Annotated in this window: 18 protein-coding genes and 2 pseudogenes; 11 read left to right on the forward strand and 9 right to left on the reverse strand. The window is 72.5% G+C overall.

All coding sequences use genetic code 11. The annotated features are described in order from the left end of the window. Positions 1-18: 18 nt before the first annotated feature. From AB0G63_RS11485 to AB0G63_RS11495, 3 genes and pseudogenes are all read left to right on the forward strand, one after another. The gene (locus tag AB0G63_RS11485) at positions 19-2,193 is read left to right on the forward strand and encodes a glycosyltransferase (RefSeq protein WP_360747897.1); all 2,175 of its coding nucleotides are present in this window, start codon (positions 19-21) and stop codon (positions 2,191-2,193) included. Next, positions 2,190-3,458 carry an acyltransferase gene (locus tag AB0G63_RS11490; protein WP_360747900.1) on the forward strand — a complete coding sequence of 423 codons (1,269 nt, stop codon included), beginning with the start codon at positions 2,190-2,192 and terminating at the stop codon, positions 3,456-3,458. Before AB0G63_RS11485 ends, AB0G63_RS11490 begins: the two co-directional genes overlap by 4 nt. Positions 3,459-3,485: 27 nt before the next feature. Further along, positions 3,486-3,629, forward strand: a pseudogene (locus AB0G63_RS11495) (IS701 family transposase); the annotation flags it as partial. A 75-nt stretch (positions 3,630-3,704) separates the two neighbouring features. Here the strand turns inward: AB0G63_RS11495 and AB0G63_RS11500 are convergent. The 4 genes from AB0G63_RS11500 to AB0G63_RS11515 all read right to left on the reverse strand — a co-directional run bounded on the left by AB0G63_RS11500 (position 3,705) and on the right by AB0G63_RS11515 (position 7,402). After that, a complete protein-coding gene (locus tag AB0G63_RS11500) occupies positions 3,705-4,967 on the reverse strand; it encodes a cytochrome P450 (RefSeq protein ID WP_360747903.1) in 1,263 nt (420 codons plus the stop codon). A 177-nt stretch (positions 4,968-5,144) separates the two neighbouring features. Further along, positions 5,145-5,558 (reverse strand): DUF4260 family protein, encoded by a 414-nt coding sequence (locus AB0G63_RS11505; protein ID WP_360747906.1) that lies wholly within the window; start codon positions 5,556-5,558, stop codon positions 5,145-5,147. A 143-nt stretch (positions 5,559-5,701) separates the two neighbouring features. Beyond that, positions 5,702-6,481 carry an alpha/beta fold hydrolase gene (locus AB0G63_RS11510; protein WP_360747909.1) on the reverse strand — a complete coding sequence of 260 codons (780 nt, stop codon included), beginning with the start codon at positions 6,479-6,481 and terminating at the stop codon, positions 5,702-5,704. Positions 6,482-6,601: 120 nt separating this feature from the next. After that, positions 6,602-7,402: an AfsR/SARP family transcriptional regulator gene (locus tag AB0G63_RS11515; RefSeq protein WP_324785313.1), complete on the reverse strand. Its 801-nt coding sequence runs from the start codon at positions 7,400-7,402 to the stop codon at positions 6,602-6,604. A 214-nt stretch (positions 7,403-7,616) separates the two neighbouring features. Between AB0G63_RS11515 and AB0G63_RS11520 the strand changes: the two genes are divergently transcribed. Further along, positions 7,617-7,898: a DUF6059 family protein gene (locus AB0G63_RS11520; protein WP_360747912.1), complete on the forward strand. Its 282-nt coding sequence runs from the start codon at positions 7,617-7,619 to the stop codon at positions 7,896-7,898. A gap of 129 nt (positions 7,899-8,027) precedes the next feature. Here AB0G63_RS11520 and AB0G63_RS11525 read toward each other — a convergent pair. Beyond that, positions 8,028-8,452, reverse strand: a pseudogene (locus tag AB0G63_RS11525) (DUF6299 family protein). A 313-nt stretch (positions 8,453-8,765) separates the two neighbouring features. Here AB0G63_RS11525 and AB0G63_RS11530 point away from each other — a divergent pair. Next, a complete protein-coding gene (locus AB0G63_RS11530; RefSeq protein WP_360747915.1) occupies positions 8,766-8,960 on the forward strand; it encodes a DUF5999 family protein in 195 nt (64 codons plus the stop codon). Positions 8,961-9,036: 76 nt separating this feature from the next. On the opposite strand, the gene AB0G63_RS11535 is transcribed toward AB0G63_RS11530, so the two are convergent. Beyond that, positions 9,037-9,435, reverse strand: coding sequence for a RidA family protein (locus AB0G63_RS11535; RefSeq protein ID WP_360747918.1), 399 nt, complete (start codon positions 9,433-9,435; stop codon positions 9,037-9,039). Then, a complete protein-coding gene (locus AB0G63_RS11540) occupies positions 9,432-10,631 on the reverse strand; it encodes an acyl-CoA dehydrogenase (protein ID WP_360747920.1) in 1,200 nt (399 codons plus the stop codon). The genes AB0G63_RS11535 and AB0G63_RS11540 overlap by 4 nt, the downstream gene beginning before the upstream one ends. Positions 10,632-10,796: 165 nt before the next feature. Between AB0G63_RS11540 and AB0G63_RS11545 the strand changes: the two genes are divergently transcribed. The 5 genes from AB0G63_RS11545 (at position 10,797) to AB0G63_RS11565 (ending at position 16,112) form a co-directional block, all read left to right on the forward strand. Further along, a complete protein-coding gene (locus tag AB0G63_RS11545) occupies positions 10,797-12,389 on the forward strand; it encodes an AMP-binding protein (protein WP_360748245.1) in 1,593 nt (530 codons plus the stop codon). A 19-nt stretch (positions 12,390-12,408) separates the two neighbouring features. Then, entirely contained in the window at positions 12,409-13,221 is an 813-nt protein-coding gene (locus AB0G63_RS11550; RefSeq protein WP_360747922.1) for a PaaX family transcriptional regulator C-terminal domain-containing protein, read from the forward strand. Positions 13,222-13,366: 145 nt separating this feature from the next. Then, positions 13,367-13,918, forward strand: a complete 552-nt coding sequence (gene cysC / locus AB0G63_RS11555; RefSeq protein ID WP_360747926.1) for an adenylyl-sulfate kinase — start codon at positions 13,367-13,369, stop codon at positions 13,916-13,918. Continuing rightward, positions 13,915-14,814, forward strand: a complete 900-nt coding sequence (cysD, locus tag AB0G63_RS11560; RefSeq protein ID WP_360747928.1) for a sulfate adenylyltransferase subunit CysD — start codon at positions 13,915-13,917, stop codon at positions 14,812-14,814. Before cysC ends, cysD begins: the two co-directional genes overlap by 4 nt. A 77-nt stretch (positions 14,815-14,891) precedes the next feature. After that, a complete protein-coding gene (locus AB0G63_RS11565; protein ID WP_360748248.1) occupies positions 14,892-16,112 on the forward strand; it encodes a GTP-binding protein in 1,221 nt (406 codons plus the stop codon). Here the strand turns inward: AB0G63_RS11565 and AB0G63_RS11570 are convergent. Continuing rightward, positions 16,096-18,396, reverse strand: a complete 2,301-nt coding sequence (locus tag AB0G63_RS11570) for a bifunctional salicylyl-CoA 5-hydroxylase/oxidoreductase (protein ID WP_360747930.1) — start codon at positions 18,394-18,396, stop codon at positions 16,096-16,098. The genes AB0G63_RS11565 and AB0G63_RS11570 overlap by 17 nt on opposite strands. A gap of 2 nt (positions 18,397-18,398) precedes the next feature. Then, positions 18,399-19,226 (reverse strand): enoyl-CoA hydratase family protein, encoded by an 828-nt coding sequence (locus AB0G63_RS11575; RefSeq protein ID WP_360747933.1) that lies wholly within the window; start codon positions 19,224-19,226, stop codon positions 18,399-18,401. 335 nt (positions 19,227-19,561) lie between these two features. Here AB0G63_RS11575 and AB0G63_RS11580 point away from each other — a divergent pair, with 335 nt between their 5' ends. Further along, on the forward strand, positions 19,562-20,026 hold the full coding sequence (locus AB0G63_RS11580) for an ATP-binding protein (protein ID WP_360747936.1): 465 nt from the start codon (positions 19,562-19,564) through the stop codon (positions 20,024-20,026). Positions 20,027-20,061: the final 35 nt, after the last annotated feature.

A 20,061-nucleotide genomic window follows, 5' to 3' on the forward strand; every position in this document is an offset into this window, starting at 1 on the left:
CGACCGACCAGGAAGTCCATGTCCCGCTCCCGCCGTCACCGCTCCCGGCAGTCCATCGCGCGGCCGCGCCGACTCGCCGCACCGCCCCTGCGTTTCTTTCTGCCGGTGACCGTACTGGCGACCCTGCTGGCGCTGATGGTGCTGCGGGGCATGGCGAACAACGAGGTCTTCCACGACGAGCGCATCGCCGTCTCCGTGGACAAGGGCACCGTCCCGACCAGCGTGCTGGAGGGCGGCCCGGTCGTCGACGCGCGCGGCGACAAGAACAGCAAGCCGGTCAACTACACGATCCCGGACAAGACCGTCGTCCTCTCCTTCGACGACGGGCCGTCCACCCAGTGGACGCCGAAGATCCTCAAGGTACTGAAGGACGAGGACATCCGCGCCGACTTCTTCGTCACCGGCTCGATGGTCGCCCGCAATCCGGCGCTGATCCGTCAGATCGTGGCCGACGGCCATGAGATCGGCCTGCACACCTTCACCCACCCCGACCTCGCGCTGCACTCCGGCACCCGGCTCACCTGGGAGCTGGGCGAGACCCAGCTCGCGCTGGCCGGTGTCGCCGGCATCCACTCCAGCCTGTTCCGCCCGCCCTACTCCTCCACCGTGGACGCGCTGGACGACTGGTCGTGGCCGGTGACCAAACAGGCCGGAGCGGAGGGGTACCTGACCGCCTTCATCGACAAGGACACCGACGACTGGAAGCGCCCCGGCGTCGACTCCATCGTCAAGGCCGCCATGCCCGACCTCCCCGGCCAGGGCGAGATGATCCTGCTGCACGACGCGGGCGGCAACCGGGCGCAGACGCTGGCCGCGCTGCCGGTCGTCATCGAGAAGCTCAAGGCGCAGGGCTACAGCTTCAAGACCATCGGGGAGGCGCTCGGCACCGGCTCCGCCAACACCGAGGTCACCAGCTACAACCTGTGGGTCGGCAAGGCGTTCCTGTGGTGCACCACCTTCTCGGTGCGGCTGATGCCCTGGCTGGTCGGCCTGCTCGCGGTCGTCGGAGTGCTGGTCATGGCGCGGTTCGCGTTGATGCTGGTGCTCTCCGCGATCCATGTGCGGCGCACCCGCAAGCCGGGCTTCTCCTGGGGCGACCCGGTCACCGAACCGGTCACTGTCGTGGTACCCGCGTACAACGAGCAGGAGTGCATCACCAACACGCTGCTGTCACTGGCCAGAAGCGACCATCCCGTCGAAGTGATCGTGGTCGACGACGGATCGACCGACGACACCTCCGCCATCGTGGAGGAACTCGGCCTGCCGATGGTCCGGCTGATCCGCCAGCCGAACAGCGGGAAGTCCGTCGCCCTCAACACCGGTGTGGCCGCCGCCTCGTACGACCTGATCGTCATGATGGACGGCGACACGGTCTTTGAACCGTCCACCGTCCGGGAGCTGGTGCAGCCCTTCGGCGACCCGCGGGTCGGCGCGGTGGCCGGCAACGCCAAGGTCGGCAACCGCGACACGCTGATCGGCGCCTGGCAGCACATCGAGTACGTGATGGGCTTCAACCTCGACCGCCGGATGTACGACGTGCTCAACTGCATGCCGACCATCCCCGGTGCCGTGGGCGCCTTCCGCCGTACGGCACTGGAACAGGTCGGCGGCATGAGCGACGACACGCTCGCCGAGGACACCGACGTGACCATGGGCCTGCACCGGGCCGGCTGGAAGATCGTCTACGCCGAGAACGCCCGCGCCTGGACCGAGGCGCCCGTCAGCATGAAGCAGTTGTGGTCGCAGCGGTACCGCTGGAGCTACGGCACCATGCAGGCGATGTGGAAGCACCGGCACGCGGTGCTGGAGCGCGGCGCGGCCGGCCACTTCGGCCGGGTGGGCCTGCCGTTCGTCGCCCTGTTCATGGTGGTCACCCCGCTGCTCGCGCCCGCCATCGACATCGGCATGGTCTACGGCGTGGTCTTCGTCGACGCGTACAAGACTCTGGCCGCCTGGTTCGCGGTGATGGCGCTGCAGGCCGTCTGCGCCTGGTGGTCCTTCCACCTGGACAAGGAGAAGGCGTGGCATCTGATCACGCTCCCGGCCCAGCAGGTGGTCTACCGGGTGCTCATGTACATGGTGCTGATGCAGTCCGCCATCACCGCTCTGACCGGGGGCCGGTTGCGCTGGCAGAAGCTGCGGCGCACCGGCGAGGTGGGGCTCGACGTCACGACGGGGGCGATGTCTTCATGAATACCGCGGACCGAGGTGCCTTCGGCATCCAGGATTCCTCCGACACCGTCGCCCTGCGGGTGATGGACCCTGCCGCGCTTCCCGCGCAGCGGGCCCCGCATCCCGAGACGGCCGCACCGGCGCCCGCACGCAAGCCCGGCCGTGATCGCTACCTCGACCTGCTGCGGGCACTCGCCCTGGTCCGCGTGGTGATCTACCACAACTTCAGCTGGACCTGGCTGCCGATCGTCTTCCCCTCCATGGGTGTCATGTTCGCGCTGGCCGGGTCGCTGATGGTGCGGTCCCTCAACCGGCCGGCGCTGAGCGTGATCCGCGGCCGGCTGCGCCGTCTGCTGCCACCGATGTGGCTGTTCGGCGCGGTCGTGGTGCCTCTGATGCTCCTGGAGGGCTGGAGGCCCGACCACCACCACCCCAACTGGTGGTGGGCCGACCTGGCCTACTGGGTCCTGCCGCTCAGCGAGCCGCCGTTCGGGGCATCGCTGCACACCTTCGGCGGCCACCTGCCGAGTTCCTGGGCCGAACAGATCTGTGTGCCGCTGTGGTACCTGCGCGCCTACCTCTGGTTCGTGCTGCTGTCGCCGCTCATGCTCAAGGCGATGCGGAAGCTGCCCTGGGTCACCCTGCTGGTCCCGCTGGCGCTCGCCTTCGTCATCAACTCCGGCCTGGTCGACCAGTCCGGCCGGCTGATGGAAGCCGCCACCGACTTCACCACCTTCGGAGCCTGCTGGCTGCTCGGCATGGCCCACCAGGACGGGCTGTTGCGCAGGATCCCGCAGTACGTCGTGCCGTCCCTGGCACCGCTGGTGCTCATGTTCGGCTACTGGTGGCTGATGCGGTCGCCGATGGACAACCCCCGGACCGGGCACGACCTGGAAGGGGTACCGGTCGCCCAGGCGATCTGGTCGTTCGGCGCGGTACTGCTGCTGCTCCACCTGAGCCCTTCCTGGGAGCAGTGGCCCAAGCCGCTGGAGCGGTTCAACGGCGTGATCAGCCTGCTGAACTCCCGCGCGGTCACCGTCTATCTGTGGCACTCCTTCGCGCTGGTGCTGACCGAGCCGCTGATCGATCCTCTGTGGAGCAACACCTTCCTCTACGACCACGCGCAGTGGCTGCTGGCGAGCCAGTGGACCCCGCTGGTGATCGCCGTGCCGCTGATCTGCCTGGCGATCCTGCTCTTCGGCTGGATCGAGGACGTGGCCGCCAAGCGCCGCCCGCGGCTCTTCCCCTACCCTCGCCGCGCCAAGGGCCGCCGCCGCGGCCGCTAGCACTCCAGCAGCGTTTCGCTGTCCGCGCTGGTCAGCGGCGTCGTGCGGAAGAACGGCGGGACGCCGGCGGAGGCGGCCGGGTACACGGGCCCGGACCGCCTGCACCGGCTGCCGAACCGCATCGACCGGGACGCCGACGTGATCCTGGACGACGTACGCGACTACGTCGTCAGGCCGGCTGTGAGATGCGGTTCCTTGCGGCCGGCCCTCCGGAAGACAGGGCCTTCGTGCTGCCTGACGGGCGCGTCACCAGGTGACGGGCAGGCGGGTCAGGCCGTGCACCATCATGCCGGTCGTCAGTTCCAGGGACTCGACGTCCTCGGCGAGCCGCAGGCCCGGGAAGCGGTCGAGCAGCGAGGTGAGGACGATCTGCAGCTCCGCCCGGGCCAGCGCGGCGCCCAGGCAGAAGTGCGGGCCGTGGCCGAACGCGACGTGGTGGACGGCCTCGGGCCGCGCGGGGTCGAACTCGTTCGCCTGCGCGCCGGGGAAGCGGGCGGGGTCCTGGTTGGCGGAGCAGACCGCCGCCAGGACGGCGCTGCCCTTGGGGATGACGGTGCCGCCGACCTCGACGTCCTCCAGGGTGATCCGCAGCGGTCCGCCGTCGCCGATCGGGTTGACCCGCAGCAGCTCCTCGATGGCGTGGTCCATCATCTCGGGGTGTTCGCGCAGCGCGGCCATGTGCTCCGGGTGGCGCAGCAGGGTCAGGACCATCTTGCCGATCATGCTGACGGTGGTCTCGTGACCGGCGACGAGGATGGTCGCCGCCATCACGATCAGCTCGTACTCGTTGAGGCTGCCCTCCTCGTCGTGGGCGGCGACGAGCGCCCCCATCAGGTCGTCCGTCGGCTCCTCCCGCTTGCGCGCGACCAGGGCGGCCAGGTACTCGATCATCTGCTGGCGCTGCGCGGCGGTCTCCTCCGCGGTGTGCGCGGTCAGCGAGACGAACGCGTCCGACCACTCACGGAACCGGTCGCGGTCCTCGAAGGGGACGCCGAGCAGTTCGCAGATGACCATCACCGGCAGCGGGAAGGCCAGCGCCGCGTTGAGGTCCACCGGGCCCTGGAGCTTCTCCATCTCGTCCAGCAGACCGTCGGTCAGCTCCTGGATGCGCGGACGCATGTTCTGCACCCGGCGGGCGGTGAACTCGCGGGAGACGAGCCTGCGCAGCCGGGTGTGCTCGGGCGCGTCCGTGGTGAACAGGCTGCCCGGCACCGGGGGCGTGCCGGTGAGCTGCGGCGCGTCGGGGGAGATGGTGGCGGCCCGGCTGAACCTGGCGTCCGCGAGGACGGTGCGCACGTCGTCGTAGCGGGTCACCACGTAGCCCTCGTCGCCGCTGGGCAGCCGAACGTGGGCCACCGGGGACTTGTCCCTCAACTCCTCGTACACGGGAGGCACTTCGACGGCCGAAGGACGGTGGAACGGGTAGCTGAGTATCGGCTGGTCCGTCTCCGGTCCGCCCTGCGCAGTCTCCGTCGTGTCCGTCGTGTCCGTCGTCTCCGTCGTGTCCATGCGTTTCCTCCGGCAACAGTGCTCAGCGGTTACTGGGGTGCGGTGGTCCGGCCCCGGGGCGGCGGCGGGAGTCGCCGCGCCCCGGGGACCGGACGAGCCTCGCAGCAGGGGCTTGCGCGGGGCCAAAGCGCACCGATGCCGCCCGGGAACCGTGTCTTCTACCGGGGTCGCGCCGCGTCAGCGCTGCCAGCCGTCGGCCGTGCGCAGGCCGAAGCCGAAGGCCCGGTCGGAGGCGATGTGCTGGAGCCAGGCCAGACCGAGGTTGAACAGGGGAACGGCGACGGCCGGCGAGTCGGGGATCAGACAGCCGAGCATGACGGCGACGGCGACGACGGGCCGGTGCAGGAGGTTGTAGAGGGGGACGGCCCTGGGAGACAGCCGGCCGTGCTGGTGCGGGCCGGAGAGCCCGGCGAGGAACGACAGGTCGGGCACGACGATGCCGGCGACGACCGCGACGATCACCCATCCGCCGTACTTCACCGCCTCGAACACCGCCCAGATCAGGAGGAGGACGGCCAGCACGCCCCAGGCGATGCGGACCTGCCGTGAGGCCGAGCTCCTGATGGCGCCCTCGGTGGTGTCGTGGGTCACGCAGCTGTTCCTTTCGCGATGGTTCCGCGGGCACCGTGGGGCGCCGCCGTACGGGCGTGGTGATACCCGTACGGCGGGAGTCCGGCATGACCCGCGCATGGCCGGAACGTGAAATTGTCACGTCCGGCCGCGGCGGCGCCGGTTCACACCCCGATCCGCTCCCGCGTTGTGGCGTACCGGCGGGTAAGGGAGGCGAGTTCCCGCAGGAACACGTCCTCGTGCGACCTGACGAAGAAGTGCCCGCCGGGCATCGTCCGCACGGCGTAGCCGGCGCCCGCGTGCCGCCGCCAGGAGAGCACCTCGTCGACGCTGACGAGCCGGTCGCCCCGTCCGGCGAACAGGTGCAACGGTACCCGCAGCGGCTCGGTGTGCGCGGCCGTGCCGCCGAGGCACAGCCGCAGGTCGTCGCGGGCCACCGGGAGCAGCACGGAGAGGAATTCGGGATGGTCGAGCAGCGTCTGCGGGATGCCGCCGAGAGCCGCCAGACCGGCGACGAGCGCCTCGTCCCCGGCGTCCGGGTCGGCGATCGCCGGGGCCGGCAGGTGCGGGGCGCGGTAGGCGCTCAGCACGAGGGCCCGGGGCAGACGCGCGCCGCGCTGCTGCCGGCGCCGGGCCAGCGTGAACGCGATGAGCGCGCCCATGCTGTGCCCGTAGAAGAGGTGGGGTTCGGACAGCTCCTCGTCGAGCTGCGCGTCCATGTCGTCGATGAGAGCGTCCAGATCGGTGAACCGGGGTTCGCCGAACCGTTCCTCGCGGCCGGGGAGTTGCACGGGCATGACCCGTACTCGGGCGTCCAGGGCGTCGAGGCCGCGCTGCCATCGCCGGTACGCCGACGCTCCGCCGCCCGCGTAGGGGAAGCAGAACAACCGTGTCGCAGGGGCCGGTTCGTGGTCCGGGCGCTTCCGGGACAGGTATCGCGTCATGGGTGGTCCGTCTCGGTTCCGTCCAGGGGGTGGGTGGGGGGATGGCGCGGTGTGGGGGGTGGGATGCGGATCCCGGTGGGCCGGGCCCGGCGGGCGCGGGTCCCACACTGCCGGGGTCCGCTAAAAGGCCGCCAAACTCGGTACGACGAGGTCGAGTTGGGGATCGGCCGCGAGGATCGCCCGGTGCAGCTGCTGGACCCGGAGGGAGGGCTCGATGCCCAGCTCCTCGACGGTCGACGCGCGTAGCTTTCGAAAAATCTCGAGCGCCTGCCACGAGCGGCCGCTCCGGTAGAGCGCCAGCATCAGCAGCCCGTGCAGGCTCTCCTCCAGCGGGAACCGCTCGGTGAGCGTGAGGAGTTCACCGATGACCTCGGCATGTCTGCCGAGCCGCAGATCGGCGGTGATCCGTCCCTCCAGCGCGGAACGCCGGGTCTCCTCCAGCCGGAGCGACTCCAGGCGCAGCGCCGGTCCGATCCGTACGTCGGCGAGGACCGGACCCCGCCACAGGGCGAGCGCCTCGCCCAGCAGCTGCGACGCGGACTCGTCGTCGCCGCCGGCCAGGGACCGCAGCCCGCGGGCGGTGAGCCGCTGGAAGACCTCGGCGTCGATGGCGTACGTGGGCATGTTCAGCACGTACCCGGCGTAGCTGCGGCTCAGGACGTCCTTCGGCGCACGCTCGTGCTCCGGCCCCAGAGCCAGGGCGATGGCCCGGCGCAACTGCTTGACGTAGGTCTGCACGACTCCCGCGGGCCCGCTGGGGGGACTGGCGTCCCACAGCTCCTCCGTCAGGGTCGTCACCTTCACGTCCACGCCCGCGTTGACAGCCAACAGCGCGAGCATCTGGCGAGGTTTGGCCGCGCTCGGCACCACGGAGGTGCCGCAGATGTCCACCACGAGCGGCCCGAGAACTCCGATCTCCATACCACTGCTCCTTCCGCCTGCCGGAACAGTGACACGTCACCGCGTGCAAAGACACTTAGCCGATCATGTCCTCGGCTAGGAATTTGGCTGAGTCGGGGCATGAAATATTCACGCCGCCCCCGCTTTAAGCGACGCTTCAGGCCGGGCGGTGAGCATGGCGCCGACGGGGTCGCCGGGTGACGGCCCCGGACCAGGTCGGGAGAGGAGTGCCGGTATGAGGCTGAGGTTCTGGCTCGGCAGGGCCGGCGCGGTCGTGATGAGGCACCTGCTCATCCAGCTCAACGGTCTCGGTGTCCTCTTCACCGGTCCCCTGCCCGGTGTCCACTACGTCGACCTGGGCACCGATGCCGACCGCGCCCTCCGGAAAGCCCCGTCGGGGCCCTCGCCGGGGCCCCCGCCCGGCCATCCGGAGCGGCACTGCGCGATTCCGCCGAGCCGTCAGGAGCGGGAGCTGTGGGCGTCGCTCGGCATCGACACGGAACGAACCGGCGGCTGACGCGCTGCCGCGGTCGTCGGCGGTCGCCTGCGGGGGCCGACGGGTGCCCGGCGCCACCGCGACGCCGGGGCGCCGGGCGTTTCGACTGTTCGGCTGTTCAGCTGTTCAGCCGCTCAGCCGCTCAGCCGTTCAGCGGTTCTTGAGTGTCGCCTCCTGCTGCTGTGCCGCGCGGAAGCTGGGCAGGGGCAGGCCGTTCCCGGAGCGGAGTTCCATCAGGGTGGCCGCGACCCGGGCCTGCCGGGGACGAGGGTGTCCGGGGTGCCGGGCGCGCCCGTGTTCACCCAGCGGTGTTCCGCGCCGTCGCACACCGCGCGGGTGCCGCCGATGCCGTGGCGGATGCCGGCAGAGTCCTGGCTGAGGGACGAGCTGACGTGGACCGGGCCCGTGCTGCCGAGACAGCGGTAGGTGCCGGAGAGGGTGACGGTGCCGTCCGGCGCGAGGCGGCCCGTCCGGTCGACGGTCACCGTCTCGTGCGGGTCCGCGGCGGCGGGGGTGGCGGGGACGGCGGCCAGCAGGAGCAGGACGGCCGCGCCGGGTACCGGGCGCAAGGGCATGGGAGATCTCCTGGGGATGGGGGGCTTCCACTGCTACCGGGCGCGGGCGGGCGCGACCGTCATCGTCACCCCTTCGGTGGCGAGTCCGCACCGGCGGTGGTGGAACCGTCCGGGGGAGTGTTCCGGGTGCCGTCCGGGTGCTTTTTCCGGGTGCCGTCCGGGTGCTGTCCGGGTTTCGCTGTCCGCGTGCTGTCCGCAGGATGTCAGCGTGTTGTAAACGCTTCGCGGCAGGGCGTTCCGGCCCACGCGCGGCGGGAGCATCGTCTTTCCAGGGGATCCGGCACGGTGATTCCCGCAGACGTGGAGGTGCGCCATGTGTTCCAGCCGGTCTTCGTGCCCTTCCTCCGACAGCGCCGCCCAGCACGTGGTCGCCGCCCACCCCGAACAGGGCTGGAGCCTGCTCTGCGACGGCACCGTCGTGTTCGACGACACCGGTGAGCTGACGCCCGACGGCCGGGCCGTCGCGCCGCACCGGCCGCCGGTCGAGCAGCCGGCCGTGGCCGCCTGACCGGAGCCGGTCCGCGGCCCGCGGTCTGGCCAGGGGCGGGTCCGGTTACAGCCCACGGTCAGGTGCCGGTGCCGCGTCAGGGCAGTACCGCGAACCCGTCCAGCTCCACCATCGCCTTGTCGTCCCACAGGCGCACGACCTCCACGACCGCCATCGCCGGGTAGTCCCGCCCCGCCAGGTCCCGCCAGATCCCGCCGAGTCGCGGGGCGTGGGCGCGGTAGGCGGCGACGTCCGTGGCGTAGACGGTGACGCGGGCGAGGTCCGCGGGGGTGCCGCCGGCGGACGCGAGGGCGGCGAGGAGGTTGGCGAGGGCCTTCTCGAACTGCTCGGCCAGGGTGTCGCCGACGACCTCGCCCCCGGTGTCGAGGGCGGTCTGGCCGGCCAGGAACACCACGCGGGACCCGGTCGCCACGACGGCGTGCGAGAAGCCGGTGGGCGGCGACAGCTCCGGCGGATTGACGCGCTCGACGGTCACGAGGCGCCCCCCGTGGCGTACGGCTCCGTATCGGTCCCCACGTCCATCCCCACGGCCGCCTCCGCGTCCATCCCCACGTCCGCCTCCGCGTACAACTCCTTTGCGATGATCGCGCGTTGGACTTCGCTGGCGCCCTCGTAGATGCGTGGGGCGCGCACCTCGCGGTACAGGTGCTCCAGCAGGTGGCCGCGTTGCAGGGCGCGCGCGCCGTGCAACTGGACGGCCGCGTCGACGACGTACTGCGCGGTCTCGGTGGCGAGCAGTTTCGCCATCGCGGCGCGCCGGGGCACGTCGGGGGCACCCGCGTCGTACGCCGTCGCCGCCGCGTAGACCATGAGCCGGGCCGCCTCCGTGCGCAGGGACATCTCGGCGACCTGGTGGGCGACGGTCTGCAGGTCCTTCAGCTTCCCGCCGAAGGCGGCCCGGCGCGAGGTGTGGACGACGGCCGCGTCGAGGGCCGCCTGCGCCATGCCGACGGCGAACGCGCCGACGCTGGGGCGGAACAGGTTGAGGGTGGTCATGGCGACGCGGAAGCCGCGGTCGACGTCGCCCAGCACGTCGTCGGCCGTGACCGGTACGCCGTCGAAGCGCAGGGCGCCGACGGGGTGCGGGGAGAGCAGGTCGAGGGGTTCGCCGGTGAGTCCGGGGCGGTCGGCCGGGACCAGGAAGGCGGTGACGCCGCGGGCGCCGGCGCCCGGGGTGGTGCGCGCGAAGACGGTGTGCAGGTCGGCCTCGGGGGCGTTGGAGATCCAGCGTTTGTCGCCGGTGAGCCGCCAGCGTCCGGTGCCGTCGGGGTCGGCCGACAGGGCGAGCGCCGCCGCGTCCGAGCCCGCCCGCGGCTCGCTGAGGGCGAAGGCGGCCACCGTGGTCCCCTCGGCGACGCCGGGGAGCCAGCGGTCGCGCTGGGCCGGGGTGCCGTACGCATGGACGGGGTGGGCGCCCAGGCCCTGGAGGGCGAGCGCGGTCTCCGCCTCCGTGCAGGCGCGGGCGAGGGACTCGCGCATCAGGCAGAGGTCGAGGGCGCCCGAGGTGAACAGGCGCTCCAGCAGGCCGAGCCGGCCGAGCTCGGCAACCAGCGGGCGGTTGACGTGGCCCGGCTCCCCCTTCTCGGCGATCGGGCGCAGCCGCTGGGCGGCCAGCGAGCGCAGTTCGGCGCACCAGGCGGTCTGTGCGGGGTCGAGCGAGAATGCGGGCATCGCCGGTCCTCTCCGCCGCGGGCCCGCGGCCGCTCCTGCGCGGCCGGGCGGCCACTCCCCCGACGGTATCGCGGAGCATTGACTGCCGTCACCAAGACGATACGCTCGTTGCGCGAGCCCGTCCTGACGCCCGCCATGACGCCCACCCGGCAAGGGGGCACCGGCATGCACGACTCGGCCCATGTCGACACCTTCGCGCGCGACCACCTCCCGCCACCCGAGGAGTGGCCGGAACTCCGCTTCGACCTGCCGGAGCTGCGCTACCCCGCCCGGCTGAACTGCGCCGCCGAGCTGCTGGCCGGGACCGACTCCGGCCGCCCGGCGTTCCACACGCCCGCCGGCCCCTCCTGGTCGTACGGCGACCTGCGCGCCCGCGTGGACCGCCTGGCGCACGTCCTCACCCGCGACCTCGGAGTGGTGCCCGGCAACCGGATCCTGCTGCGCGGCCCGACCACACCGTGGCTGGCGGCGTGCTGGCTGGCGGTGCTGAAGGCGGGCGGGGTGGCGGTCACGGTGCTGGCGCAGCAGCGGCCGCACGAGCTGGCGGTGATCTGCGAGATGGCGCTGGTCCGGCACGCCCTGTGCGACATCCGGTCCGTCGACGACCTGGCCAGGGCGGAGATCCCCGGCCTGCGCATCACCACCTACGGCGGCGACACCCCCGACGACCTCCTCAACCGCCCGGCGCCGTCGGCCCCGTTCCCGGCCGTCGGCACCGCGGCCGACGACGTCGCGCTGATCGCGTTCACGTCGGGGACCACCGGCCGTCCGAAGGGGTGCGTGCACTTCCACCGGGACGTGCTCGCCGTGGCCGACACCTTCTCCCGGCACGTGCTGCGGCCGCGCGCGGACGACGTGTTCGCCGGCAGTCCCCCGCTCGGCTTCACCTTCGGCCTCGGCGGGCTGGTGATCTTCCCGCTGCGGGCCGGGGCCGCCGCGCTGCTGCTCGAACAGGCCGGTCCCCGGCAGCTGCTGCCCGCGATCGCCGGACACCGGGTCTCCGTGCTGTTCACCGCGCCGACCGCCTACCGCGCCATGCTCGACGCCCTCGGTTCCCACGACGTCTCGTCGCTGCGCCGCTGCGTCTCCGCCGGCGAGAACCTGCCCGCCGCCACCTGGCACGCCTGGCACGAGCGCACGGGCCTGCGCATCATCAACGGCATCGGCGCCACCGAGCTGCTGCACATCTTCGTCTCCGCGGCCGACGAGCAGATCAGACCCGGCACGACCGGGGTGCCGGTGCCGGGGTGGCAGGCGCGCGTGCAGGACGCGGACGGGCGGCCGGTGCCCGACGGGGAGCCGGGGCTGCTCGCCGTGCGGGGCCCGGTCGGCTGCCGCTATCTCGCCGACCCGCGCCAGCGGGAGTACGTCCGGGACGGCTGGAACATCACCGGCGACACCTACGTCCGGGAGGCCGACGGCTGGTTCCGGTACGTCGCCCGCGCCGACGACATGATCATCTCGGCCGGGTACAACATCGCCGGGCCGGAGGTCGAGGACGCGCTGCTGCGCCACCCGAGCGTGCTGGAGGCGGCGGTGGTGGGGCGGCCGGACGAGGCGCGCGGCCAGGTCGCCGTGGCCTACGCGGTCCTGAAGGAGGGCGCCGCGCGGGACGCCGAGGCGCTGCGCGACTTCGTCAAGTCGGAACTGGCGCCGTACAAGTGCCCGCGCGAGATCGTGTTCGTGGACGCGCTGCCGCGCACGGCGACCGGCAAACTGCAGAGGTTCCGGCTGCGCACCCGCCCCGACCGGCCGTGATGCCGGCCGACGACCTAAGATGATCAACGTGTCCGACCAGCATGCACCACGGTCTCTCATCGTCACGCTCTACGGCGCCTACGGCCGCTTCGTACCGGGCCCGGTCCCCGTCGCCGAGCTGATCCGGCTGCTGGCCGCGGTCGGCGTGGACGCGCCCTCGGTGCGCTCGTCGGTCTCCCGTCTCAAACGGCGCGGGCTGCTGCTGCCGGCCCGCACGGCGCGGGGCGCGGCCGGGTACGAACTCTCGCCGGAAGCACGGCAGTTGCTCGAGGACGGCGACCGGCGCATCTACGCCACCTCCCCGCCCGAGGACGAGGGCTGGGTGCTCGCGGTGTTCTCCGTCCCGGAATCGGAGCGGCAGCGGCGCCACGTGCTGCGCTCGCGGCTGGCCGGCCTGGGCTTCGGCACGGCGGCGCCCGGGGTGTGGATCGCCCCGGCACGACTGTACGAGGAGACCCGGCACACCCTGCGCCGGCTGCGCCTGGAGCCGTACGTCGACCTGTTCCGGGGCGAGCACCTCGGCTTCGCCGCGACCGCCGAGGCGGTGGCCCGCTGGTGGGACCTGGCCGCGATCGCCAAGGAGCACGAGGCGTTCCTCGACCGTCACGCGCGCGTGCTCCAGGCGTGGGAGCGGCGTACGGACACCCCGCCGGATGAGGCCTACCACGACTACCTGCTGGCCCTGGACTCCTGGCGCCACCTGCCCTACACCGACCCCGGCCTGCCCGCCCGGCTGCTGCCCGGGGACTGGCCGGGCGCCCGCTCGGCCGCGGTGTTCCGCGGACTGCACGAGCGGCTCAGGGACGCGGGGGCCGAGTTCGCGGGGCTGTGACCCAAGGGGCCGAGTTCGCGGACTGTGACCTCAGGCACATCACCGGTCACTTATGGAACCCTCAGCTTGTTCTGTCCCTCTTCTCAAGTTTCTTACCTAGCGTTCCACGAACCGTCCGCCGGGTAGAGAAAGAGGACCGTTGCGCATGACCACCACGGGCAGGGCTCAGGGAGCCACCGTCTGGCTCACCGGGCTGCCGAGCGCGGGCAAGACGACCATCGCCCGCCTCCTCGGCGAACGGCTCAAGGCCGAGGGACATCGCGTGGAGGTCCTCGACGGCGACGAGATACGCCGTTTCCTCTCCGCCGGCCTGGGCTTCTCCCGGGAGGACCGCAACACCAACGTCCAGCGCATCGGCCTGGTCTCCGAGGTGCTCGCGCGCAACGGCGTGCTGTCGGTCGTCCCGGTGATCGCGCCGTACGCCGACAGCCGCGCCGCCGTCCGCGAGCGGCACCGGGCGAGCGCGACGCCGTACATCGAGGTGCACGTGGCCACGCCGGTGGAGGTGTGCAGCGAGCGGGACGTCAAGGGGCTGTACGCGCGGCAGGCCGCGGGGCGGCTGACCGGGCTCACGGGTGTCGACGACCCCTACGAGCCGCCGGCCGACCCGGACCTCGTCCTGCCGACGCAGCAGCAGACCCCGCAGGAGTCGGCCGGCGCCGTGTACGCGGTGCTGGCCGAGCGGGGGCTGGTGTGAACCGCGGTCTGTCCCACCTGGACGTCCTGGAATCGGAGTCGGCGCACATCTTCCGGGAGGTCGCGGGCGAGTTCGAGCGGCCGGTGATCCTGTTCTCCGGCGGCAAGGACTCCATCGTCATGCTGCACCTGGCGCTGAAGGCGTTCGCGCCGGCGCCGGTGCCCTTCTCGCTGCTGCACGTGGACACCGGGCACAACTTTCCCGAGGTGCTCGACTACCGGGACCGTGTGGTCGCCGCCCATGGGCTGCGCCTCCATGTGGCCTCCGTACAGGACTACATCGACCGGGGTGTGCTGCGCGAACGTCCCGACTCCACCCGCAACCCGCTGCAGACGCTGCCGCTGACGGAGAGGATCCGGAGCGAGCGGTTCGACGCGGTCTTCGGCGGCGGACGCCGTGACGAGGAGAAGGCCCGCGCCAAGGAACGGGTGTTCAGCCTCCGCGACGAGTTCTCGCAGTGGGACCCGCGCCGCCAGCGGCCCGAGCTGTGGAACCTCTACAACGGCCGCCACGCGCCCGGCGAGCACGTCCGCGTCTTCCCGCTGTCCAACTGGACCGAGCTGGACGTCTGGCAGTACATCGCCCGCGAGCAGATCGAGCTGCCGTCCATCTACTTCGCGCACCACCGCGAGGTGTTCCGGCGCGGCGGCATGTGGCTGACCGCGGGCGAGTGGGGCGGGCCGAAGCCGGGCGAGACCGTGGAGAAGCGGCAGGTCCGCTACCGCACGGTCGGCGACATGTCCTGCACCGGCGCCGTCGACTCCGGCGCCGACACCGTCGAGAAGGTGATCGCCGAGATCGCCGCCTCCCGGCTGACCGAACGCGGCGCGACCCGCGCCGACGACAAGCTCTCCGAGGCCGCGATGGAAGACCGCAAGCGCGAGGGGTACTTCTAGCCATGACCGGCACGACCATCGGGACCACGGCCATCGGGACCACGGCCATCGCGACCACGGCCATCGACAGCCCGACCATCGACACCCCGGCCATCGACACCCTGCGGTTCGCGACGGCCGGCTCCGTCGACGACGGCAAGTCCACGCTCGTCGGACGGCTGCTGCACGACTCCAAGTCGGTCCTCACCGACCAGTTGGAGGCCGTGCAGCGCGCCTCCGCGAGCCGCGGCCAGGAGGGTCCCGACCTGGCGCTGCTGACGGACGGCCTGCGCGCCGAGCGCGAGCAGGGCATCACCATCGACGTCGCCCACCGCTACTTCGCCACCCCGCGCCGCCGGTTCATCCTCGCCGACACGCCGGGCCACGTGCAGTACACCCGCAACATGGTCACCGGCGCCTCGACGGCCGACCTGGCGATCATCCTGGTCGACGCCCGTCACGGCGTCGTCGGGCAGACCCGCCGGCACGCCGCCGTCGCCGGGCTGCTGCGCGTCCCGCACGTCGTCCTCGCCGTCAACAAGATGGATCTGGTCGGGTACGAGGAGCGGGAGTTCGAGCGGATCGTCGAGGAGTTCGCCGGTGACGCGGCCGAGTCGGGACTCCCGGGGTTCACCCCGATCCCGGTCTCGGCGCTCGCCGGGGACAACGTCGTGGCACGCTCGGCGCACATGGACTGGTACCGGGGCCCGGCGCTGCTGGAGTTCCTGGAGACCGTGCCCGTGGGGGCCGGGGCGGCCGGCGGCCCCGCCCGCTTCCCGGTGCAGTACGTGATCCGGCACGGCGAGGAGCGCTACTACGCGGGCCAGTTGGTGTCCGGGGCGCTGCGCGTCGGCGACCGGGTCACCGTGCACCCGTCCGGCGCGACCTCGGAGATCACCGGCATCGACGTGCTGGGCACGGCGGCCCCGGCGGCCTGCGCGCCGCAGTCCGTGAGCGTGCGCCTGGCCGACCAGCGGGACGTCTCGCGCGGCGACATGATCACGGCGGGCGTCGACGTCCCGGTGCTCACCCAGCGCGTCCGGGCGGCCGTGTGCCACCTGGCCGACCGTCCGCTGCGGGTCGGCGACCGGGTGCTGGTGCGGCACACGACCAGGACCGTCAAGGCGGTCGTCGAGGACCTGGCCGGCGCACCCGAGCTGTCCGTGAACGACCTGGGCCGGATCTCCCTGCGCACCGCCGAGCCGCTCGCGCTGGACGACTACGCCGACTGCCGGCGCACGGGCGCGTTCGTCCTGATCGACCCGGCGGACGGGGCGACGCTCACCGCGGGCATGGCCGACCTCAACCGCCCAGGGTGAGCCGGGGTTTGGGGGCGTCGGTCCGCCCGGTCTGCGGGCGGCGGCTGCCCGCCCGGTAGGGGGCGGGCCAGACGGCGGCCGTGCCGCCGTAGCCCTGCTCGGCCGCCGCGTGCAGCGTCCAGTGCGGGTCGTACAGGTGCGGGCGGGCCAGCGCGCACAGGTCGGCGCGGCCCGCCAGGATCAGCGAGTTGACGTCGTCCCAGGAGGAGATCGCGCCGACCGCGATCACCGGTACGCCGGTGGCGTGCCGGATGCGGTCCGCGTACGGCGTCTGGTACGACCGCCCGAACTCGGGCCGCTCGTCGGCCACCACCTGCCCGGTCGACACGTCGATCGCGTCGGCGCCGTGCGCGGCGAAGGCGCGGGCGATGTCGACCGCGTCCGCGGCCGTGGTCCCGCCCTCGGCCCAGTCGGTGGCGGAGATGCGCACGGTCATGGGTTTCTCCTGCGGCCACACATCGCGTACGGCGTCGAAGACCTCCAGCGGGAAGCGCAGCCGCCCCTCCGGCGAGCCGCCGTAGGCGTCGGTGCGGCGGTTGGTCAGCGGGGAGAGGAACCCGGAGAGCAGATAGCCGTGCGCGCAGTGCAGTTCGAGCAGGTCGAAGCCGGCCCGCGCGGCGCGCGCGGCGGCCACCGCGAACTGCTGCCGGATGTCGGTCAGCTGAGCACGAGTCAGCTCGCGCGGGGTCTGGCTGAAGGGCTTGTACGGCAACGGGGAGGCGGCCACCAGCGGCCAGTTGCCCTCCCGGAGCGGCTCGTCCATGCCCTCCCACATCAGCTTGGTCGAGCCCTTGCGGCCGGAGTGGCCGAGCTGCACGCCGATCGCGGTGCCCGGCGCCTGCCGGTGCACGAAGTCGGTGATCCGCCGCCAGGCCTCGCCCTGCCTGCCGGTGTAGAGGCCGGTACAGCCGGGGGTGATGCGGCCCTCGGGGCTCACGCACACCATCTCCGTCATCACCAGTCCGGCCCCGCCGAGCGCGCGGGCGCCCAGGTGGACGAGGTGGAAGTCGCCGGGGACGCCGTCCACGGCCGAGTACATGTCCATGGGCGAGACGACGACGCGGTTGCGCAGGGTCAGGCCGCGCAGCCGGAACGGGGTGAACATGGGGGGCGTGCCGGGCGGGCAGCCGAACTCGCGCTCGACGGCCTCGGTGAACCGGGCGTCGCGCAGCCGCAGGTTGTCGTGGGTGACGCGGCGGCTGCGGGTGAGCAGGTTGAAGGCGAACCGGAGGGGCGGCTGGTCCAGGTACAGGCCGAGGTTCTCGAACCACTCCAGGCTGGCGCGGGCGGCGCGCTGGGTGGAGGCCACGACGGGCCGGCGCTCCTCCTCGTAGGCCGCCAGCGCCTGTTCCGTGGAGGGCTGTTCCGCCAGGCAGGCGGCCAGGGCGAGGGCGTCCTCGACGGCGAGCTTGGTGCCGGAGCCGATGGAGAAGTGGGCGGTGTGGGCGGCGTCGCCGAGCAGCACGACGTTGCCGTGCGACCAGCGCTCGTTGACGACCGTGCGGAAGGTGGTCCAGGCCGACTTGTTGGAGCGCAGGGGGCGGCCGCCGAGGGCGTCGGCGAAGATCTTGGCGCAGCGGTCGAGGGACGCCTGCGGGTCGAGGTCGGCGAATCCGGCCGCACGCCACACCTCCTCGCGCATCTCGACGATCACCGTGGAGGCGTCGGGCGCGTAGGGGTAGCCGTGCAGTTGCATGACGCCGTGCTCGGTCTCGGCGATCTCGAAGCGGAAGGCGTCGAAGGCGAAGTCCGCGGCGAGCCATATGTAGCGGCAGCGGTGCGAGGCCACATGGGGCCGGAACACATTGGCGTAGGCCTCGCGGGTGGTGCTGTGCACACCGTCGGCGGCGATGACGAGGTCGTGATCGGCGGCGAGCCGGGACGGGTGCGGCGCCTCGGAGCGGAAGCGCAGCTCGACGCCGAGGTCGCGGCAGCGGGTGTGCAGGACGTCCAGGAGCCGTCTCCTGCCGAGGGCGGCGAAGCCGTGCCCGGAGGAGGTGTGACGGACTCCGCGGTGGACGATGTCGATGTCGTCCCAGCGCACGAACTGTCTGCGGAGGGCCTCGTAGACCACCGGGTCGGCGTGCTCGATGCCGCCGAGGGTCTCGTCGGAGAGAACGACGCCGAAGCCGAAGGTGTCGTCGGGGGCGTTGCGTTCCCAGACGGTGACCTCGCGGGCCGGGTCGAGGCGCTTGAGCAGCGCCGCCGCGTACAGGCCGCCGGGGCCGCCGCCGACGATCGCGATGCGCCGGGCCCGGCCGGTGGCGTCCGGTGACGCCGTCATGGTCACCGCCCCTGCCACTTCGGCGGCCGCTTCTCGGTGAAGGCGGCGTGGAACTCGGCGTAGTCCTCGCCGTTCATGAGGAGCGCCTGGGTGGCGGCGTCCAGTTCCACCGCGGCCGCCAGCGGCATGTCCAGTTCGGCCGTCAGGAGCGCCTTGGTCTGCGCGTACGCCAGGGCCGGGCCCTCGGCGAGGCGGCGGGCCAGCGCGTGCGCGGCCTCGTCGGCGCCTCCCTCCCCGGTCAGTTCGCTGATCAGGCCGATCCGCTCCGCCTCGGGCGCCCGCACCGGCTCGCCGAGCATCAGCAGCCGGGTGGCGTGGCCGAGCCCGACGACCCTGGGCAGCAGGTAGGCGGCGCCCATGTCGCCACCGGACAGGCCCACGCGGGTGAACAGGAACGCGAAGCGCGCGGTGGGGTCGGCGACCCGGAAGTCGGCCGCCAGGGCCAGCACGGCGCCGGCGCCCGCGGCCACCCCGTGCACGGCGGCGATCACCGGGAAGGGGCACTCCCGCACGGCCCGGACGACCTGCCCGGTCATCCGGTTGAAGTCGAGGAGCTGGGCGGTGTCCAGGGAGAGCGTCGCGCCGATGATCTCGTCGACGTCGCCGCCGGAGCAGAAGCCGCGTCCCTCGCCGGCCAGCACCAGGGCCCGTACCGACCGCTCCCGGGACAGTTCGGCGAGCAGGTCGCGCAGGTCGGCGTAGGCGCCGAAGGTGAGGGCGTTGAGCTTGTCGGGGCGGGCCAGGGTGACGGTGGCGACGCCGTCGGCGAGGTCGACGCGCAGGTGCCGCCAACGGGGGGTGCGGGCGGCGGAGCCGGTGAAGGGACTCATGACGTGCGGCCTCCTCGGGGGCGGGCACTGCCTCACGGACCTCTGCCCCTCGAAGCTATCACCGATGTGTGACTGTCGTCATGATGGCGCGATACGTCGGGGCGCGTGCCCGGGCTTGACACGACCGGGCTTCGTAGGTTCATGTGACCTGGCTTCGTCACATACGTCACGGCTCGTCCATGGATCGGTAACAGCGGGATCGGCGCTGCGCGGGCCGGCGTTCACCCGGGTAAGCCGCCTGTCATCGGGGCCGACGCCCCCGAGCGGCGCCCGCCCGGTGTCCCCGCCGGACGGACCCGTACCATGCACACGGTTGACGGCAGGACAGCCTGCTCATGAACGGACCCGCCTTGTACGATCCCCCCTCCCCCTCCCCCTCCGCCTCCGCCTCCTGGCGCATCGCGCTGCCGCACTCCGCCGCGGCCGTGCCCGTGGCCCGTGCGCTGGTGCGCGCGGCGCTGACCGAGCTGGAGGACGGGGCCGACCGCGACACCGCGGAACTGCTCACGGCCGAGCTGGTGGCGAACGCGGTGGAGCACACGGCGGGCGACGCGCCCATAGAGCTCGTGGTGGAACTGCTGCCGACCGGCTGCCGGGTGGAGGTGCACGACCCGGATCCGGCGCCGCCGGGCAACCTGACGCGGCCCGACGCCCGCGAACCCGACCCGTGGCAGGAGCACGGGCGCGGGCTGCTGCTGATCCGGGCCCTCAGCTCGTCCTGCGGACACCGCCCCACCGGGTCGGGCAAGGCGGTGTGGTTCCGCCTGTCGGCCGTCCCGCCCCAGCGGCGGCCGGTGTAGCCGGGGCGGGCAAGCGGGTACGGCGCGGTCCGGCC

Source organism: Streptomyces sp. NPDC020996 (genome assembly GCF_040641355.1).
In the GTDB taxonomy this organism is placed as follows: domain Bacteria; phylum Actinomycetota; class Actinomycetes; order Streptomycetales; family Streptomycetaceae; genus Streptomyces.

Bases quoted from the DNA above. Each gene is read 5' to 3' on its own strand.
- AB0G63_RS11485 (WP_360747897.1), top strand. From the start codon at position 19: ATGTCCCGCTCCCGCCGTCACCGCTCCCGGCAGTCCATCGCGCGGCCG.
- AB0G63_RS11490 (WP_360747900.1), top strand. From the start codon at position 2,190: ATGAATACCGCGGACCGAGGTGCCTTCGGCATCCAGGATTCCTCCGAC.
- AB0G63_RS11500 (WP_360747903.1), bottom strand. From the start codon at position 4,967: ATGGACACGACGGAGACGACGGACACGACGGACACGACGGAGACTGCG.
- AB0G63_RS11510 (WP_360747909.1), bottom strand. From the start codon at position 6,481: ATGACGCGATACCTGTCCCGGAAGCGCCCGGACCACGAACCGGCCCCT.
- AB0G63_RS11515 (WP_324785313.1), bottom strand. From the start codon at position 7,402: ATGGAGATCGGAGTTCTCGGGCCGCTCGTGGTGGACATCTGCGGCACC.
- AB0G63_RS11520 (WP_360747912.1), top strand. From the start codon at position 7,617: ATGAGGCTGAGGTTCTGGCTCGGCAGGGCCGGCGCGGTCGTGATGAGG.
- AB0G63_RS11530 (WP_360747915.1), top strand. From the start codon at position 8,766: ATGTGTTCCAGCCGGTCTTCGTGCCCTTCCTCCGACAGCGCCGCCCAG.
- AB0G63_RS11540 (WP_360747920.1), bottom strand. From the start codon at position 10,631: ATGCCCGCATTCTCGCTCGACCCCGCACAGACCGCCTGGTGCGCCGAA.
- AB0G63_RS11545 (WP_360748245.1), top strand. From the start codon at position 10,797: ATGCACGACTCGGCCCATGTCGACACCTTCGCGCGCGACCACCTCCCG.
- AB0G63_RS11550 (WP_360747922.1), top strand. From the start codon at position 12,409: ATGATCAACGTGTCCGACCAGCATGCACCACGGTCTCTCATCGTCACG.
- cysC (WP_360747926.1), top strand. From the start codon at position 13,367: ATGACCACCACGGGCAGGGCTCAGGGAGCCACCGTCTGGCTCACCGGG.
- AB0G63_RS11570 (WP_360747930.1), bottom strand. From the start codon at position 18,396: ATGACGGCGTCACCGGACGCCACCGGCCGGGCCCGGCGCATCGCGATC.
- AB0G63_RS11575 (WP_360747933.1), bottom strand. From the start codon at position 19,226: ATGAGTCCCTTCACCGGCTCCGCCGCCCGCACCCCCCGTTGGCGGCAC.
- AB0G63_RS11580 (WP_360747936.1), top strand. From the start codon at position 19,562: ATGAACGGACCCGCCTTGTACGATCCCCCCTCCCCCTCCCCCTCCGCC.